Annotated in this window: 17 protein-coding genes; 14 read left to right on the top strand and 3 right to left on the bottom strand. The window is 49.2% G+C overall.

Going from position 1 to position 16,288, the window contains the following annotated elements; all coding sequences use genetic code 11:
* Positions 1-54: 54 nt before the first annotated feature.
* From PGL01S_RS03430 to glnA, 9 genes are all read left to right on the top strand, one after another.
* Positions 55-2,637 (top strand): penicillin-binding protein 1A, encoded by a 2,583-nt coding sequence (locus tag PGL01S_RS03430; protein WP_127491402.1) that lies wholly within the window; start codon positions 55-57, stop codon positions 2,635-2,637.
* A gap of 17 nt (positions 2,638-2,654) precedes the next feature.
* On the top strand, positions 2,655-3,269 hold the full coding sequence (locus tag PGL01S_RS03425; RefSeq protein ID WP_127491400.1) for a peptidylprolyl isomerase: 615 nt from the start codon (positions 2,655-2,657) through the stop codon (positions 3,267-3,269).
* A 216-nt stretch (positions 3,270-3,485) separates the two neighbouring features.
* A complete protein-coding gene (locus tag PGL01S_RS03420; RefSeq protein WP_015844211.1) occupies positions 3,486-4,037 on the top strand; it encodes a ribonuclease FAU-1 family protein in 552 nt (183 codons plus the stop codon).
* Complete coding sequence (locus PGL01S_RS03415) at positions 4,034-4,693, top strand: YdcF family protein (RefSeq protein ID WP_127491398.1); 660 nt, start codon at positions 4,034-4,036, stop codon at positions 4,691-4,693. Before PGL01S_RS03420 ends, PGL01S_RS03415 begins: the two co-directional genes overlap by 4 nt.
* Positions 4,694-4,812: 119 nt before the next feature.
* Positions 4,813-5,793 (top strand): AAA family ATPase, encoded by a 981-nt coding sequence (locus tag PGL01S_RS03410; RefSeq protein WP_127491396.1) that lies wholly within the window; start codon positions 4,813-4,815, stop codon positions 5,791-5,793.
* A gap of 22 nt (positions 5,794-5,815) precedes the next feature.
* Positions 5,816-7,105 carry a GTPase HflX gene (hflX, locus tag PGL01S_RS03405; protein WP_127491394.1) on the top strand — a complete coding sequence of 430 codons (1,290 nt, stop codon included), beginning with the start codon at positions 5,816-5,818 and terminating at the stop codon, positions 7,103-7,105.
* Positions 7,106-7,148: 43 nt separating this feature from the next.
* Positions 7,149-8,441, top strand: a complete 1,293-nt coding sequence (locus PGL01S_RS03400) for a methionine gamma-lyase family protein (RefSeq protein ID WP_127491391.1) — start codon at positions 7,149-7,151, stop codon at positions 8,439-8,441.
* Positions 8,442-8,518: 77 nt separating this feature from the next.
* The gene (locus tag PGL01S_RS03395; RefSeq protein WP_015844216.1) at positions 8,519-8,929 is read left to right on the top strand and encodes a MerR family transcriptional regulator; all 411 of its coding nucleotides are present in this window, start codon (positions 8,519-8,521) and stop codon (positions 8,927-8,929) included.
* A 152-nt stretch (positions 8,930-9,081) separates the two neighbouring features.
* On the top strand, positions 9,082-10,410 hold the full coding sequence (gene glnA / locus PGL01S_RS03390; RefSeq protein WP_127491389.1) for a type I glutamate--ammonia ligase: 1,329 nt from the start codon (positions 9,082-9,084) through the stop codon (positions 10,408-10,410).
* A 66-nt stretch (positions 10,411-10,476) separates the two neighbouring features.
* Here glnA and PGL01S_RS03385 read toward each other — a convergent pair whose 3' ends face one another.
* The 3 genes from PGL01S_RS03385 to PGL01S_RS03375 form a co-directional block, all read right to left on the bottom strand.
* Positions 10,477-11,646 (bottom strand): site-specific integrase, encoded by a 1,170-nt coding sequence (locus tag PGL01S_RS03385; protein ID WP_127491387.1) that lies wholly within the window; start codon positions 11,644-11,646, stop codon positions 10,477-10,479.
* Between the two features lie 75 nt (positions 11,647-11,721).
* The gene (locus PGL01S_RS03380; protein ID WP_127491385.1) at positions 11,722-12,186 is read right to left on the bottom strand and encodes a M78 family metallopeptidase domain-containing protein; all 465 of its coding nucleotides are present in this window, start codon (positions 12,184-12,186) and stop codon (positions 11,722-11,724) included.
* A gap of 4 nt (positions 12,187-12,190) precedes the next feature.
* Entirely contained in the window at positions 12,191-12,502 is a 312-nt protein-coding gene (locus tag PGL01S_RS03375) for a helix-turn-helix domain-containing protein (RefSeq protein WP_127491383.1), read from the bottom strand.
* Between the two features lie 224 nt (positions 12,503-12,726).
* On the opposite strand from PGL01S_RS03375, the gene PGL01S_RS03370 reads away from it, so the two are divergent.
* The 5 genes from PGL01S_RS03370 to PGL01S_RS03350 all read left to right on the top strand — a co-directional run bounded on the left by PGL01S_RS03370 (position 12,727) and on the right by PGL01S_RS03350 (position 16,283).
* Complete coding sequence (locus tag PGL01S_RS03370) at positions 12,727-12,942, top strand: XRE family transcriptional regulator (RefSeq protein WP_127491381.1); 216 nt, start codon at positions 12,727-12,729, stop codon at positions 12,940-12,942.
* Between the two features lie 33 nt (positions 12,943-12,975).
* Entirely contained in the window at positions 12,976-13,269 is a 294-nt protein-coding gene (locus PGL01S_RS03365) for a group-specific protein (RefSeq protein ID WP_127491379.1), read from the top strand.
* 184 nt (positions 13,270-13,453) lie between these two features.
* Positions 13,454-13,708 (top strand): AbrB/MazE/SpoVT family DNA-binding domain-containing protein, encoded by a 255-nt coding sequence (locus PGL01S_RS03360; RefSeq protein ID WP_127491377.1) that lies wholly within the window; start codon positions 13,454-13,456, stop codon positions 13,706-13,708.
* A 182-nt stretch (positions 13,709-13,890) separates the two neighbouring features.
* Positions 13,891-15,201 (top strand): AAA family ATPase, encoded by a 1,311-nt coding sequence (locus PGL01S_RS03355; protein ID WP_127491375.1) that lies wholly within the window; start codon positions 13,891-13,893, stop codon positions 15,199-15,201.
* Positions 15,201-16,283 (top strand): ATP-binding protein, encoded by a 1,083-nt coding sequence (locus PGL01S_RS03350; protein WP_127491373.1) that lies wholly within the window; start codon positions 15,201-15,203, stop codon positions 16,281-16,283. Before PGL01S_RS03355 ends, PGL01S_RS03350 begins: the two co-directional genes overlap by 1 nt.
* The last annotated feature ends 5 nt before the right edge of the window (positions 16,284-16,288 follow it).

Below are 16,288 nucleotides of genomic sequence, written 5' to 3'. Positions count from 1 at the left end.
GGGGTATATTGAAGGGTAGAGAAAACAGATTTTGGAACTACTGGAGGGAACCTAATGGCTGAACAACCAAGACGAAGCAAACCAAAGGAGACGAAGCGCGGGTCCGTCAAGAAAAAGAAAAGAATGACGCCCCGTAAATGGTTTTTCGCGTTTTTCTTCACCATCGTGTTTGCCATCGTCTGCGGAATCATCGGTTATTTGTTTATTACCTTGAACGGCGAACGGATCTTGACGGAAAATGCGGATAAGCTTGAACTCGGCGAAGCGTCGATTATATATGATGCAAACGGCAAAGAGGTTACAAAGCTGTACGACTCTAGCGCGAACAGGGAAATTGCCGAGTATGACGAAATGCCGAAGCTGCTCCTCGATGCTTTTGTGGCAACGGAGGATCAGCGGTTCTACGAGCATTCCGGGATTGACTTTTTCTCCATCGGACGCGCCGTCGTGAAGGACGTTATCGCCAGAAGCAAAGTGGAAGGCGCAAGCACCATCACGCAGCAGCTGGCGAAAAATATATTCCTGACCGCGGACAAAACCTTCTTCCGCAAAGCGACGGAGGCTTCCATTGCGGTAGCGCTTGAGAATAAATATTCCAAGCAGGAAATTTTGACGATGTACCTGAACCGGATTACTTTCGGTAAAGGGATATACGGCATTAAAGGCGCAGCGGATTATTATTTCGATACGGATCTTAAAGATTTGAAACTATGGCAGATTGCAACGCTTGCGGGAATGCCTAAAGCTCCAAACCGTTATAATCCGATTAATGATCCCGAATCATCGATGACGCGGCGCGCTGTCGTTTTAAAGCTGATGTATGATCAAAAACTGATTACGCAGCAGGAAATGGAAGAAGCGAAAGCGGTTGTTTATGAGCCGCCGGCCAATATCGATCAAAAGAAAAGCGATCCCTATAAAGCTTATGTGGATTATGCGATAGAAGAGGCAATCAAAGTAATGCCGGGTATGACGGAGGATGAGCTTCGCATTGGCGGCTACCGCATTTACACGTCCCTTAACACGACAGCTCAGCAAGCGGTAGAGAAAGAATTCGCGGACGACGGCAACTTCGAGAAGAGTCCGGACGATCAGAAGGCGCAAGGCGCCATGATTATTATGGACCACCGCGACGGAACCATTCAGGCGATGGCCGGAGGCCGTGATTACGTCCGTAAAGGACTTAACCGCGTCGAAGTGAAACGTCAGCCTGGTTCATCGTTTAAGCCAATCGTTTCATACGGTCCGGCTCTCGAAACCGGGGATTATTATCCTTGGACGGTTCTGAATCAGGATTCGCAAAAATGCTTCGGCAATTATTGCCCAAGGGATCCTCATGGAGCCGGTCCGGTGACTATGCAAGAAGCAATCAAGGAATCCCGCAACCTGGCTGCCGTATGGACGCTTAATCAGGTGGGCATCAGCAATGGTATTGCCTTTGCCAAGAAGCTTGGAATCGAACTGGCTCCGGAAGACCGCAACCTTGCAATAGCTCTTGGAGGCCTGACGCAAGGGGTAACGCCGTTGCAAATGGCGGAAGCCTACAGCGTATTCGCAAACGGCGGCAAATCGGTTGATCCTCATACGATTACGAAGATTGAAACTGCAGCAAACAAGAAGGTTTATACGTATCACGCACCGGCGTCGAAGCAACTGATGAAGCCGGAGACCGCGTGGTATATGACGCAGATGATGCAAACCGTTCTTGAAAGCGGCGGTACGGGTACGGGAGCGCGAATCGACCGTCCGGTAGCCGGCAAGACGGGAACGTCCCAGCACGGGATTCCTAACTTTAATTCCAGCGCGAACAGGGATGCCTGGTTCGTGGGCTACACGCCGGAATGGACTGCTGCCGTCTGGATGGGCTATGATAAAACCGACAAGCAGCATGTCATCAAGAAGAGCAGCTCGCAGGCTGCGGCAATGTTCGGTAAAGTAATGAAGCAGGCGATGAAGAACGTACCGAAATCTTCGTTCAAGCAGCCTGAAGGCATCAAGCAGGAAGTGAAGGAACAAGCGCCGGTGACGAATTTCAATGCGGTGTTCCTGGAAGACCAGGCGAAGGTTCAATTGTCCTGGACTGCGCCGGAGAACAGCAAAGGCGTCACTTACCGCGTATACCGCAAAGACTCGGAGCAATCGGAATTCTCCGTATTTGTAGACGTAGCTAATCCGACGGTAGACGATATGACCGTCTTCCCGGGCATGAAGTATCAATACTACGTCGTTGCCTATAACTCGGAAGAAGATAAGGAAAGCAAGCCTTCGGAGACGATTACGATTGACGTGCCGAAGACCGAAGTGGATATACCGGAGCAGCCTATGGAGCCGGATCAGCCGTCTGACGGCGAGCTTCCGGGCAATGGCAATAACGGAGGAGAAGTATCGCCACCGCCATCCACGGATCCGAATCAGCCGGTTGAATCGGAGTCCCCTGGCAACGGAGGCACGGTGTCGCCGGGTCCCGGAAATAACGGGAACGGATCAGGCAACGGAAATGGCAACGGAACTGTGGGACCTGACCAAGGTGCGGGGGGACCGGTCGAATCGACCGATCCGGGCACCGGGAACGGAGCGGTAACGGGCAAGGGAACCACTGACAAAAACGAAGCCGGAAGTGCAGGCGGCAAAGCGTAAGGAGCTGGACTTAGGGTATGGGCAAGCTGGGGAAATTTAGCTGGAGCATCATTATAATCGCAGCAGTAGCCGTATTGTTAACCAGCTGCGGCTCATCCGGCGGCTCGCCCGGACTGAAATGGGATAAGATGCCGGAGATGTCGATCAACTTAAACAAGCAGTACACCGCGAAATTTGCGACAAGCAAAGGCGATTTCACCGTAAAGCTTTACGCGGAGGAATCGCCGGTAACGGTCAACAATTTTGTTTTTCTCGCGCGTAACGGTTATTACGACGGCCTTACGTTCAACAGCATTATCGAAACGTTTATGATTCAAGGCGGGGACCCGAAGGGCGATGGAACAGGCAATCCCGGTTACTCGATACCGGATGAATTTGATACGAGCCTGAAATTCGAGCCTGGCGTCATGGCCATGATGAACAGCGGGAAGCCGAATTCGGGAGGCAGCCAGTTTTTTATCTGTACCGGTCCCGACTCTTTGAATTTGAACCAGACGCCTACGTATTCCATCTTCGGCAAGGTGGACAGCGGTATGGATACGGTTCTGGAAATTGCAAAGACGCCGGTGAACGACAAGCATGTACCTAAAGATAAGGTCACTATCGAATCGGTTACGATCGTGGAAACGTAAGGGTTAGGCTAGTATCAACGGGATGCAGCGGTTCGTCCGCTTTGTCCCGTTTTTTGTTTTTTTGCCCGGCGGCACATAAATCCCGTGAAAAGCTTGGTTTATTTTTCATGCGTAGTGGAGATGAGCGTTAAGTTATGGTAAGCTTTTTACAACGCTATCCATCATCATCGAAAGCCAAGTATTACAGGCTTATCTCAACGGAAAGGTACGTTCCGTATGAAACGAAAATTTTCGGACCGGGCAAACTGGCGTCGCATTATACGCAAAAGCTACAATTGTCTGGCGCTCGACAATGATGAATTCAAAGGTCTTGTCACGTTCTACCGGATTCATGAGTTGCGTGAGCCGCTATGGAAGGAATACAATGGGCGGCGATTGTGTCTGGCAGACCGCGGGTATTTATGGATGCAGCATTTTCCGCGCGGCGAGCATTTTGTCGTAACAACGATGTTTGACGATAAAGGCCGTGTGGTGCAATGGTACATTGATATTTGCAAAACGCAAGGGCTGACGGATCAGCATGTGCCTTGGTTTGACGACCTTTATCTGGACGTGGTTGTACTGCCAAGCGGGGAAGTTTTTCTTCTCGATGAGGATGAGCTGGAGGAAGCTCTCCGTGACGGAGAGGTAACGGGGAAAGAAGCGGCGCTCGCCCGCAAAACAGCAGGAAGATTGCTTTCCAGTATCCGGAACGGCAGGTTCCGGTATTTCACGCTCAGCTTGAAGCATCGCAAAAGCTTGACGGAGAGAGAGCTAAGAGAATCATGAAAAGTATCGTTCAGACGGGGAGCAAGTCACGCAAACGGCGCGGGCTGCTCCTGTTTCGTCTCTTTGTAGGTTTATGTCTGTTAGGGGTATTGTGCTGCGGGTATCTGTTATGGCTGATTAACAGCTATGACGATTCCAAGCCGGTTGAACAAGCCGATGCCGCTATCGTGCTTGGCGCTTCTTTGTGGTCGGACAAGCCAAGTCCGGCATTGAAAGAACGTCTCGATTTTGCGGACAAGCTGTACAAGGACGGCAAGGTGAAGATGCTTATCTTGAGTGGAGGGCTTGACCGCAACGGATCCAAGCTGACCGAAGCGCAGGGGATGCGGGTCTATCTGCTTGCCAAGGGAATTCCGGAGGACAAGATGCTCCTGGATAACGCGGCGCGAAGTACATACGAAAATCTGCTGAACAGTAAAGTAATCGCCGCGGAACACGGCTTGAATAAGCTTTTGATCGTAACTCACGACTATCATGCGCCAAGAGCGATGGAGATGGCCCGTTATCTCGATTACGAGAACGTGCAGGCCGCCGCCTTTCACTCCGAAGTGCTGAGTCCGTTCAAGAACCAGTCGCGCGAAGTGCTGGCATACGCCAAGTGGAAGGTGGATGCCGTCCTGCTGCATTTCGGTTACCGTTCTCCTGACTATCCGTAATAAAATCTGTTAATATGACCGATTCCGATAGAATACACTTGTTAGAGCGGGATATGCCGGGCTTATCTTACCGGCATGCCAAACGCTAGTGACGGTGCGAAGGATAGGTGATGCAATAGATGAGCGGACATGTCATGTCGGGATCGAATAACGGAGCAAGGCCGTCCCGTCAAATTAATGTGGTGTTGAGAAGCCAGGAACCGGTCCAAATGACGGCTTCTGCGCCTGTCGTGGATAATGAACCTCTGCCAGCCGTCAAGCCGCTTCCGCCGGGAGACCATTTTGCCGATATTCAGAAAGAGCTTGAGCCGATGGTGGGGATGGACAATGTAAAAGCCCTTATTTACGAAGTCTATGCGCTTTTATATATAACCCGTATGCGTTCGGAGGCCGGCTTGTCCGGCGGTTCCCATGTCTATCATATGATCTTTAAGGGGAATCCCGGAACCGGCAAAACAACGATAGCCCGAATTGTGGCGAAGCTGTTCCAGAAGATGGGCGTGCTCTCGAAGGGGCATCTGATCGAAGTGGAGCGGGCTGATCTGGTTGGCGAATATATCGGGCATACGGCTCAGAAGACGCGGGATATGGTACGGAAGGCGATTGGCGGCGTTCTATTCGTGGACGAAGCGTACAGCCTTGCGCGCGGCGGAGAGAAGGATTTCGGCAAGGAGGCCATTGACACGCTCGTAAAGGCGATGGAGGATCACCGCAATCAGTTTGTGCTGATTCTGGCGGGGTATCCGGCGGAGATTGATCATTTTCTGCTGACCAATCCCGGTCTGCCTTCGCGTTTTCCGATCCAAATCGATTTTCCGGACTATTCCATTGACCAATTAATCCAAATTTCCGAGCTGATGGCGAAGGAACGCGATTATAATTTAATGCCGCAGTCCATATTTAAGTTAAGGCAGCATTTGATTCAAGAGAAGATGAGCGACATATTTTCGTTTAGCAATGCCAGGTACGTGCGGAATATTATTGAGAAATCGATCCGTTACCAGGCTGTCAGGCTTCTGAACCAATATTCCAACAGCATTCCCCCCAAGCAAGAACTGATGGCCATTAAGCCGGAGGACTTCAAATGGGAAACCAAATAACTCCACTCTAGAAGGAGCAAACATGCGAGAAAAAACATTTAATACGACGGCTACGATGCTGGAACGCGCTGTATTGGTCAGCTTGGTTACCCCGAATATTAAGCGTGGCATTAGCGATCCGGAGCATTCGCTTGAGGAGCTTGTTGCGCTTGCCGAGACGGCGGGAACCGAAGTGCTGACTACGATGGTGCAAAATAAAGAAGCCCCCGATACCAAATGGTTTATCGGCAAGGGCAAGGTTGAAGAATTAAGAGCGATTGCCGACGAGTTGGGAGCGACAACGGCGATATTTGACCAAGAGCTGTCCGGTGCGCAGGTTCGGAATCTGGAGGAAACGCTGGATCTGAAAATTGTGGACCGGACGCAGCTTATTCTGGATATTTTCGCGCAGCGGGCGAAGACTCGCGAAGGCATCATCCAGGTTGAGCTTGCCCAGCTCAGCTATTTGCTTCCTCGGTTGTCGGGCCACGGCAAGAATTTGTCGCGGCTTGGCGGCGGGATCGGAACGAGAGGTCCGGGCGAATCCAAGCTCGAGACAGACAGGCGTCATATTAGAGGCCGTATTTCCGATCTGAAGGCGCAGCTCGACGAAGTGGTTCGCCACCGGAAGCTGCACCGGGAGAGAAGGAAGAAATCTGGCGTTATTCAAGTTGCGCTTGTAGGCTATACGAATGCCGGAAAATCTACGCTGCTCCGTGAACTGACAAGCGCTGACGTTTATGTGGAGAACCAGCTGTTCGCCACGCTTGACCCGACTTCCCGTACGCTGGAGTTGCCGAACGGCAGAGAGGTCGTTCTAACGGATACGGTTGGTTTTATTCAGAACCTTCCTCATGACCTTGTCGCGGCATTCCGCGCTACGCTGGAGGAAGTGCTGGAAGCTGATCTGGTACTCCACGTCGTTGACGGCAGCTCGCCAATGCGCGAGGAGCAGATGAGAGTCGTGGAACAAATTCTTGGCGATTTAGGAGCGGCGGGAACGCCTAGCTTAACGATCTACAATAAAAAAGACCTTTGCGAAGAAAATCACGTGGAATTGCCGACGCCGGGCACGGACACGCTTGTTATCAGCGCGTATCAAAAAGACGACCTCGAGCTCGTGCGGAATAAAATTCAGGATAAATTGACCGGCGACACGGTTGCGTTTATTCTGCCGGCGGATCGCGGCGACCTGATTGCACTTGCTTACCGCAGCGGGGAAGTAGTGGGCAACGAAGTGAGCGAGGATGGCGAATCCTTGCGTCTGACCGTACAGGTAAGCCGTCAGGCATACGAACAAAACGGTTATAAGCTTCAGCCGTATATTGAATAATAGAATAGGGTTTACGTTAACTTAAGGGAGAGACAGGCTTAGAATGAGTTACAATGCGCAGGAAGACAATGAATCCGTATGGAATGAACTTGAAAAATTAGCGGACGAAGCGGAGGAGCTGGCTGCAGGCCAGCTTCGTTCCATTGACCGTATCGCCGAAAAAAATCAATGGAAGGTGATCCGGGCGTTTCAGCGGCATCAGGTTAGCGATTTTCATTTTACCGGCTCAACGGGGTATGGCTACAATGACCGGGGCCGTGAGGTGCTTGATCTGGTCTACGCGGATGTATTTGGAGCGGAAGCGGCGCTTGTGCGTCCGCATTTCGTATCGGGTACGCACACCATCGGGTGCGCGTTATTTGGCGTGCTCCGGCCGGGGGATGAACTCCTTTACATTACAGGTAAGCCATACGATACGCTGCACAAGGTGATCGGCAAGCCCGGAGACGGGACGGGCTCTCTGCAGGATTGGGGCGTCCGCTATAACGAGGTGGCTCTGCACGAGGACGGAAGTCTGGATTGGGCCGGCATAGAAGCCGGCATTAACGAGCGGACGAAGGTTATCGGCATTCAGCGATCGAGAGGCTACAGCTGGAGGGCGTCATTTACCGTTGCCGAGATTGGCGATATGGTTCAGCGCGTGAAGCAAATCAAGCCGGATGTGCTTGTATTTGTAGATAACTGTTACGGGGAATTTACCGAGCTTCTGGAGCCAACCCAGGTTGGGGTTGATCTCATGGCGGGCTCGCTTATCAAAAATCCGGGAGGCGGCCTTGCTTCGACCGGGGGATACATCGTTGGTACTGCCGCTGCGGTGGAGCAGGCTGCCTTCCGTCTTACGGCGCCTGGCATCGGAGGCGAAGTTGGCGCGATGCTTGACACGCTGCGAGGTATTTATCAGGGCTTGTTCCTGGCGCCGCACTTGGTTGGACAAGCTGTTAAAGGAAGCGTATTTGCTTCGGCAATGTTCGAGCAGCTTGGCTTTGAAACGAAACCGCATTGGTCTGAGCCGCGTACTGACCTTATACAGGCTGTCCGTTTTGGCGGTGCGGAGCAGTTGATCGCTTTTGTACAGGGTATTCAGAAGGCTGCGGCAGTAGATTCGCATGTTGTGCCCGAGCCATGGGACATGCCGGGATATGAACATCCCGTCATTATGGCGGCAGGGACGTTTATTCAGGGCGGAAGCCTTGAATTGTCTGCGGACGCGCCTATCCGCGAGCCTTATATTGCTTATATGCAAGGCGGTTTGACGTTTGCCCATGCGAAGTTTGGTGTTCTCACAGCGTTACGTCGACTCATTAACAACGGGCTTATCATAATTAAACGTAATTAAACCTAACACAACTTGACACGTTTTTGGTAGGGCGTTATGATAGGTGTATAAATGAGCGACTGGAAGGTTGATGCGACATGGGTGACGATATTCGTAGAAACATGGCCTTATTTCCGATCGGTATCGTAATGAAGCTGACGGATCTAACGGCGCGTCAAATTCGTTATTATGAGCAACATGAATTGATTGTTCCCGCCAGAACGGCGGGCAACCAGCGACTGTTCTCTTTTAATGACGTTGAACGGTTACTGGAAATTAAGGCGTTAATCGAAAAAGGCGTTAATATCGCCGGCATTAAGCAAGTCATGAATCCGGTTTCAAAAGAATCGGATGATGCAACAATCGTAAGCGAGCAATCCGAAGTGAAGCGCAAGGAGCTTTCCGATGCGCAGCTGCACCGCCTTCTCAAGCAGCAATTGCTGGAGAAACGCCCTGGCCAGGCTTCGCTTATTCAAGGCCAGTTGTCCCGTTTCTTGAACAAGCGCTAGCATGTCCTATTAAAGCTGATGCTTACGAAGCAAGAATTGCTTCACAATTCTTTAAGTTTATGCTTACGAAGTAAGAATAGCTTCGCAATTCTTTAAGCGTATGCTTCCGAAGCAAGAATTGCTTCACAATTCTTTTGAAGGAGATGAATGCTGTGAGCTACACAAAAGAGGATATTAAACGCATTGCGGAGGAACAGAACGTACGATTTATCCGTCTTCAATTTACCGATTTGCTCGGAACGATCAAAAACGTAGAGATTCCGGTAAGCCAGCTGGATAAAGCATTAGACAATAAAATGATGTTCGATGGATCTTCCATTGAAGGTTACGTTCGTATCGAAGAATCTGACATGTACTTATACCCTGATCTGGATACTTGGGTCGTATTCCCATGGGTTGCGCAAGACCGCGTTGCCCGCCTGATCTGTGATATTTATATGCCTGACGGCACTCCGTTTGCGGGCGACCCGCGCGGTATTCTGAAGCGTGCGCTGCAAGAGGCGGAAGAAATGGGCTTTACGGCGATGAACGTTGGTCCGGAACCGGAATTCTTCCTGTTCAAAACGGATGAGCGCGGCGAGCCTACAACCGAGCTGAATGACCAGGGCGGATACTTCGACCTTGCGCCAATGGACATGGGCGAGAACTGCCGCCGTGAAATCGTATTGACGCTGGAAGAAATGGGCTTCGAGATTGAAGCTTCCCACCATGAGGTTGCTCCAGGCCAGCATGAGATCGACTTCAAATATGCGGATGCGATCAAAGCCGCAGACCAAATTCAAACGTTTAAGCTTGTTGTTAAGACGATTGCGAGACAACATGGCCTCCATGCCACCTTTATGCCGAAACCTCTGTTTGGCGTAAACGGTTCCGGTATGCACTGTCACCAATCGCTCTTCCAAGGCAGCACAAACGTATTCTATGACGAGAAGGATCGTCTGGGCCTTAGCCAAACCGCACGTTACTACATGGCAGGCATCCTCGAGCATGCTCGCGCGATGGCGGCTATTACGAACCCTACCATTAACTCGTACAAGCGGATGGTTCCCGGTTATGAAGCACCTTGCTATGTAGCTTGGTCGGCAAGCAACCGCTCGCCAATGATCCGTATCCCGGCTTCCCGCGGACTTAGCACGCGTATCGAGGTTCGCAACCCGGACCCGGCTGCCAACCCGTATCTGGCTCTTGCCGTAATGCTGAAAGCCGGCCTTGACGGCATCAAGAACAAAACGACGCTTCCGGCTCCTGTAGACCGCAACATCTACATCATGACGGAAGAGGAGCGCCTGGAGTCCGGCGTGCCAAGCCTTCCTTCCGATCTGAAGGAAGCGCTCGACGAAATGCTTCGCAGCGACGTGATCTGCGATGCGCTTGGCGAACATGCTCTTGCCCATTTCTACGAACTGAAAGAAATCGAATGGGACATGTACAAAACACAAGTACATCAATGGGAACGCGATCAGTATCTGACGCTGTACTAAGGGGTAAAAAGCTAGTATTGGCGCGGTAAAACGAGGTTTTTGATTGGGGGGCATTTTGAGGTGTGGTTACTGCTCTTTGAGTGGTGCCCCCCAAACGCCCCCCAAAATTTTATCTTTGTACTCATCAATCTTCTCCATATTGCGCTGTTCGAGCTTTTTGGAGATGTGCGAATATACATCAGAAGTGATCTGGATACTGCCGTGGCCTAACTGCTCCTGGACGAATTTCATATCTGCTCCGGCTTCAAGCATTAAGACAGCACACGTATGACGGAGGGAGTGAATCGGTAGGGAAGGGAGATCAGCTCGCTTAAGGATCCGCGAAAAGGCATTGAACAAAGATGATTTAGGCATCGGTTTGCCGTCTTTCCGGCACAGTACCAATTCTAGATCGTGGCGATACATCCCGAGCAGGTTCTGCTTATTCTGTTCCTGCCATTTGGCATGAAACTTTAAATCATTAACTAGCCCCGAACTGATTTTTATAATACGATCAGATTTTTCTGTTTTGGTTTCTCCAAATAACTCTTCCTCGTCTTCATCATCCGCTGTAAAATCTAATGTTTTCTCCACTTGTATTGTTTGATTTACGAAATCAATGTGTCTCCATCGGATAGCTGCGGCCTCACCTTTACGAACTCCGGTTTCAATCATGAGTTTGAAAAAGATCCAATAGATGTATCCATAATTATGCGCGGCCTGTAAGAACGAAGGTATCTCATTTGAGTCGATAAAGTAAACATCTTTTCTTTTCTGTTTCGCTTTAATAATAGATCCTTTGCATGGGTTGCGTTCAAGTTTACCTTGAATTACTGCTCGTTCCAGGGCTCCGTACACAGTGGAGTGGATGATCTCTACACTTCTTCGGCCTAAGCCTTTATCGATGCAGTGATCAAGGAATTTTTGGTACATATCAGGCTTTAGATCATTTACCATGAGTTTAATAAAGTACGGTTTAATGTGGTTATCAATACTATTTAGGTACGTTTGAATTGTGTTCTTACGAACAACGCCTCGTTTATAAACATCAATCCAATTGTACAGAAAATCAACTAATGCCATATCAGTCTTTTCATATCCTTGATTAAACTTCCTCATAAACTCCGCTGCTGCCAATTCTGCTTCACGCTTAGTTTTAAAACCTCGAGCTGATTTTTCTCTTTTCTCCTGTGTAAATGGGTCTTTAAACTTTAATCGATATTCCCATCCAGTACCGTGCTTCTTAAAATTTGCCACTTTATCCCTCCTAACAAACATATGTTCGGTTTGATGCTATGACTAAACAGCCTTCCGGCTGGAAAGCGTAGAAATCTAGAATTCAAATAACTCCAAAACCCCAAGTGGTTCAAAAATAACAGTGTACTTTCCAACATGCGCGGATAGGCCATATTTATCTATGTAGTAGTTGATCGCTGCCTGTAAGAAATCTTCTGTGATGTTTAGAAAGAGAGAGAGTTCATGTCGATTTTTAATACCGTTTTGATGTGCTTTTACAATTGATTTTAACGGGACAAGCCTCTCGTAAGCCCATCGTCTGGCCCTAACCTCTTGTTTGCGATGTCTTACATCGGATTGATCCAGGATATTTCCAGCGGATGTATGGTGATGTCCGAGTTCTTCCGCGAGGATACAAGCTTTCTCAGCGATAGTGGGGAGGAAGCGGTTAATCCAAATAATATTATCCCCGTAAAGCCCCTTAGTCCGCGGAAGTAACCCCTTCTCAAATACCTCAACCCTGTGCTTGTCCGCTTCATTAAGCAGCTTTTCAAATAGCATGGCTTCACTCCTGAGGTGACTTTGTATTTTGACGTTTTGATTTAATAAATTTTTTAAAGTCCTCAATCTCTTGCAGTTCTTCAGGAGTCCACTTATCACCGTCATGGTGAGCTGCGATAGTTTTAGGTTCAGAAGTCTCGCCAAGGTTTTCCTCATTCAATGACTCCGCTTTAATCCCCAAAACCGCACAGATTTTTAAAACGTTATCTATGGATGCATTAGTTAAATTTCTTTCAATCATTGATCTAATTGTCGTATAAGCAACTCCAGAGGCTTTAGATAGGCTCATTACATTAAACCCTTTTTCCTCGATCACTTTTAAAAGATATTCTCCTCTTTCCAAATTGTACACGACCTTTCGATATTCTATTACGATTTATCGTAATTTTATAATCATAATAATACACAAAAGGATATGTGTAAAGCAAGAATTACGACCTGTAGTAACTAATTCTAGTTTTTTTGTTGACTAATTACTATATGTCGTATATATTGGATTCATGAGTTACGACACATCGTAACTCCTAGGAGGTGAATCCATTGTACCCTAACCTCGCAGCTGAGTTAGCCCGAAAGGGCTTAAAGCAGAAGGACTTGGTCCCTGTTTTGAAAACTCGCGCGGCTACTATCTCGAGTAAGTTAAATGGGAAATCTCCTTTGTTGATTGATGAAGCTTTTAAAATTCAATCCGCACTTTTCCCTGAAATGTCCTTAGATTACCTTTTTAAAAAGGAAGAGGAGCAAGGGACTGCATGACTTGAAAAGTAAATTACTGACTGGAGGTGTCGAATGATTACGGTGCAGGTTGATGAAGTGGAAACAAAGGAGATCATTCGGAGAAGAGTGATGGAGCTAGTTAAGGAAGTTGATGCGGAAATGGTGTTTTGGGATACCAACGAACTGAAGCGCCGTACCTGTATGAGCCTAGAAACAATTCAAGCCAACTTCTTTTTTGATTCTAATTTTCCTAAATACAAGATCGGTGGTAAATGGTATTTCCCAGCTAAAGAAACTCGTGAATTTTTACTTCGGTGGATAAGCGATCAGAAAGTGACATCAAGACCATTGAAAGGAGGTGAATAAATAAATGTTGGTTACGGGTTCAGTCTGGTTGCAGTTAACTTGTGATGAGCGAATGGTATGTTTGGAGTTCGCTGCTTGGAATAATGCAAAACGAAAAAAGGCCATCAAGGGGTAGGAGCCTTGAATGACCTTCGCATGAAAATATTCTTATGCTCAGTTTACCACTGACAGAAGGAGAAAATCAATGACCAAAGCTACAGGTATTGTCCGTCGAATGGATGATCTCGGCCGTGTTGTTATTCCGATGGAGCTGCGCAGGACTATGGATATCAAAGAAGGCGATCCGATTGAGTTTTACGTTATGGGCGGCGAGTCCATTGTGCTTCGTAAATACGCTCCGGGGTGCCTTACTTGCGGCAACGTAGACAACCTATCGACTTTCAAAGAGAAACTTTTCTGTTCAGATTGTCTTGAAAACATGCCGAAGCCCAATCGATGATTTGCTTCAAGGGTGACATCGTGAAGCTTAAGTCCGGCGAGATCGGTGAGGTAACCGATCATTGGGGAGTTGCCCGCAATTGGTATAAGCTACTCAGCCCTAATAAAAAAATTATTTATGCTATGGATTCAGATATAGATACAGTTGTAAAACGAATCAAAGAAAGTGGGCGAAAAAAATAGATGATCAAAATTAATAAGCTTGAAATTGAGAATGTAAAACGCGTCAAAGCCGTGAAGCTGGAGCCGGTAGAAAACGGACTTACTATTGTCGGCGGCGACAACAGACAGGGCAAGACCAGCGTATTGGATGCTATCGCTTGGGGGCTCGGCGGTAATAAATACCGCCCTTCCCAGGCTGAGCGGACCGGATCCGTCGTTCCCCCATACCTTCACATCGTGCTTTCCAACGGCCTGATCGTTGAGCGAAAAGGCAAGAACAACGATTTAAAGGTAATCGATCCGAACGGCCAGAAAGGCGGACAGCAGCTGCTGGATAGCTTTGTTGAGGAACTGGCCATTGACCTTCCGAAATTCATGAACGCCAGCTCCAAGGAAAAAGCGAACATCCTACTCCGAATCATCGGCGTAGGCAATCAACTTTTTGAGCTGGAGCAGAAGGAACAAGAGGTATACAATCGCCGGCATGCCATCGGGCAGATCGCGGACCAGAAGGCGAAGTTCGCCAAGGAGCAGCCATACTTCCCAGATGCGCCGAAGGAGCCTGTCTCCGCTTCGGATTTGATTCTGCAGCAGCAGGAGATTCTGGCTAGGAATGGGGAGAACCAGCGGAAACGGCAGCGTGTGGCACAGATTCAAGCCGAATATGAACAGCAGGGGCGGGAAGTTGTCCGGCTGACGGCAATGCTCAACGCCGCTCAGGAGAAGTACGGACAGCTGCAAAATGATCTGGCGATCGCTCAGAAGGATGCGCTCGACCTACTTGATGAGTCGACCACAGAGCTGGAAAACAACATCCGCCAAATAGACGAGATCAATCGAAAGGTGCGCGCTAACTTGGACAAGGACAAAGCGGAAACGGATGCTGGCGAATATCGCCAGCAGTACGACGTGCTGTCTTCTGAAATCACAGCAATCCGCCAGCAAAAGACGGATCTGCTCACCAATGCGAATCTACCGTTGCCGGGATTGTCGGTCGAAAGTGGCGAGCTCCTGTACAATGGCCAGCGCTGGGACAATATCAGCGGCGCGGATCAGCTGATTGTCGCTGCATCGATCGTTCGTAAACTTAAACCGGATTGCGGTTTCATCCTTCTCGATAAGCTCGAGCAAATGGATATGAAGACATTGAAAGAATTCGGCCAGTGGCTTAAGCAGGAAGGTCTGCAAGCGATCGCCACGCGTGTCAGCACCGGAGAGGAATGCTCAATCGTCATCGAGGATGGCTATGTTACAGGCCAGGAAGGCGTACAGCTTCAGCAACCTCCAGGCGAGATTGATCCCGGTCCATCTTGGAAAGCAGGTGTATTTTAATGCAGGTCATCAGCGGTAGAGTACAAAAAGCGAAGAAGGTCGTTCTGTATGGTCCTGAGGGGATTGGCAAGTCCTCTCTGGCCGGACAGTTCCCGCGGCCGATCTTTATCGATACAGAAGGATCCACAACGGAAATGGATGTAGATCGGCTGCCGAAGCCGACTAGCTGGGAAATGCTGAATCAGCAAGTTAAATGGGTTAAACAGCAGGGTAGCCAGTTCGGAACACTTGTTATCGATACGATCGATTGGGCCGAAATGTTGTGTGTCGAAAGCATCTGCGCTGCTCACGCGAAAAAAGGCATAGAAGACTTTGGCTATGGAAAAGGTTATATCTTCGTGGCCGAGGAGCTTGGACGCTTCCTGAATCTTCTCAGTGATGTTGTAGAGTCAGGGATCAATGTCGTTCTAACTGCTCACGCTCAGATCGTTAAATTCGAACAGCCGGACGAGATGGGAGCATATGACCGGTATCAGCTCAAGCTTGGCCAGAAGACCGGCTCTCGTACAGCAGCGCTCGTTAAGGAATGGGCTGATATGGTCCTGTTTATCAATTACAAGACCTTCAGTGTGGCTACCGACGATAAAGGCAAAAAGAATAAAGGCCAGGGCGGCGCGCGCACAGTCTACGCAACGCATCATCCAGCGTGGGACGCAAAGAACCGTCATGGTCTGCCTGATGAGTTCCCGCTTGATTTTGGCTATCTGGCGCACATTTTCAACAAAGCAGCTACACCTCCGCCAGCTGATAGTCAGCCTGAACAACCAGCTCCATCACAGCAGGCAACACAACAGCAAGCAGCTCCGCCACCACCGCCATCACAACCAGCGCCGCAAAGTCCGCCGCCGGCACAGCCACAACAAGGGCTTAATCCAAGCATTCCGGCGTCGCTGTGTGATTTGATGGTTCAGCACAGGGTCAATGAAGCTGAGATTCAAACCGTAGTCGGATTGAAAGGGTACTATCCAATGCATACACCAATCGCCAATTATGACCCTCAATTTATTGACGGCGTGCTGGTTGGCGCGTGGGATAAGGTATATGCCATGATTCAAACGGCGAGAGCAGAACAGCCATTTTAACCAAT

The organism is Paenibacillus glycanilyticus NBRC 16618 (assembly GCF_004000805.1).
Taxonomy (GTDB): Bacteria; Bacillota; Bacilli; order Paenibacillales; family Paenibacillaceae; genus Pristimantibacillus; species Pristimantibacillus glycanilyticus.
This window is presented reverse-complemented; position numbering and strand designations above follow the sequence as displayed.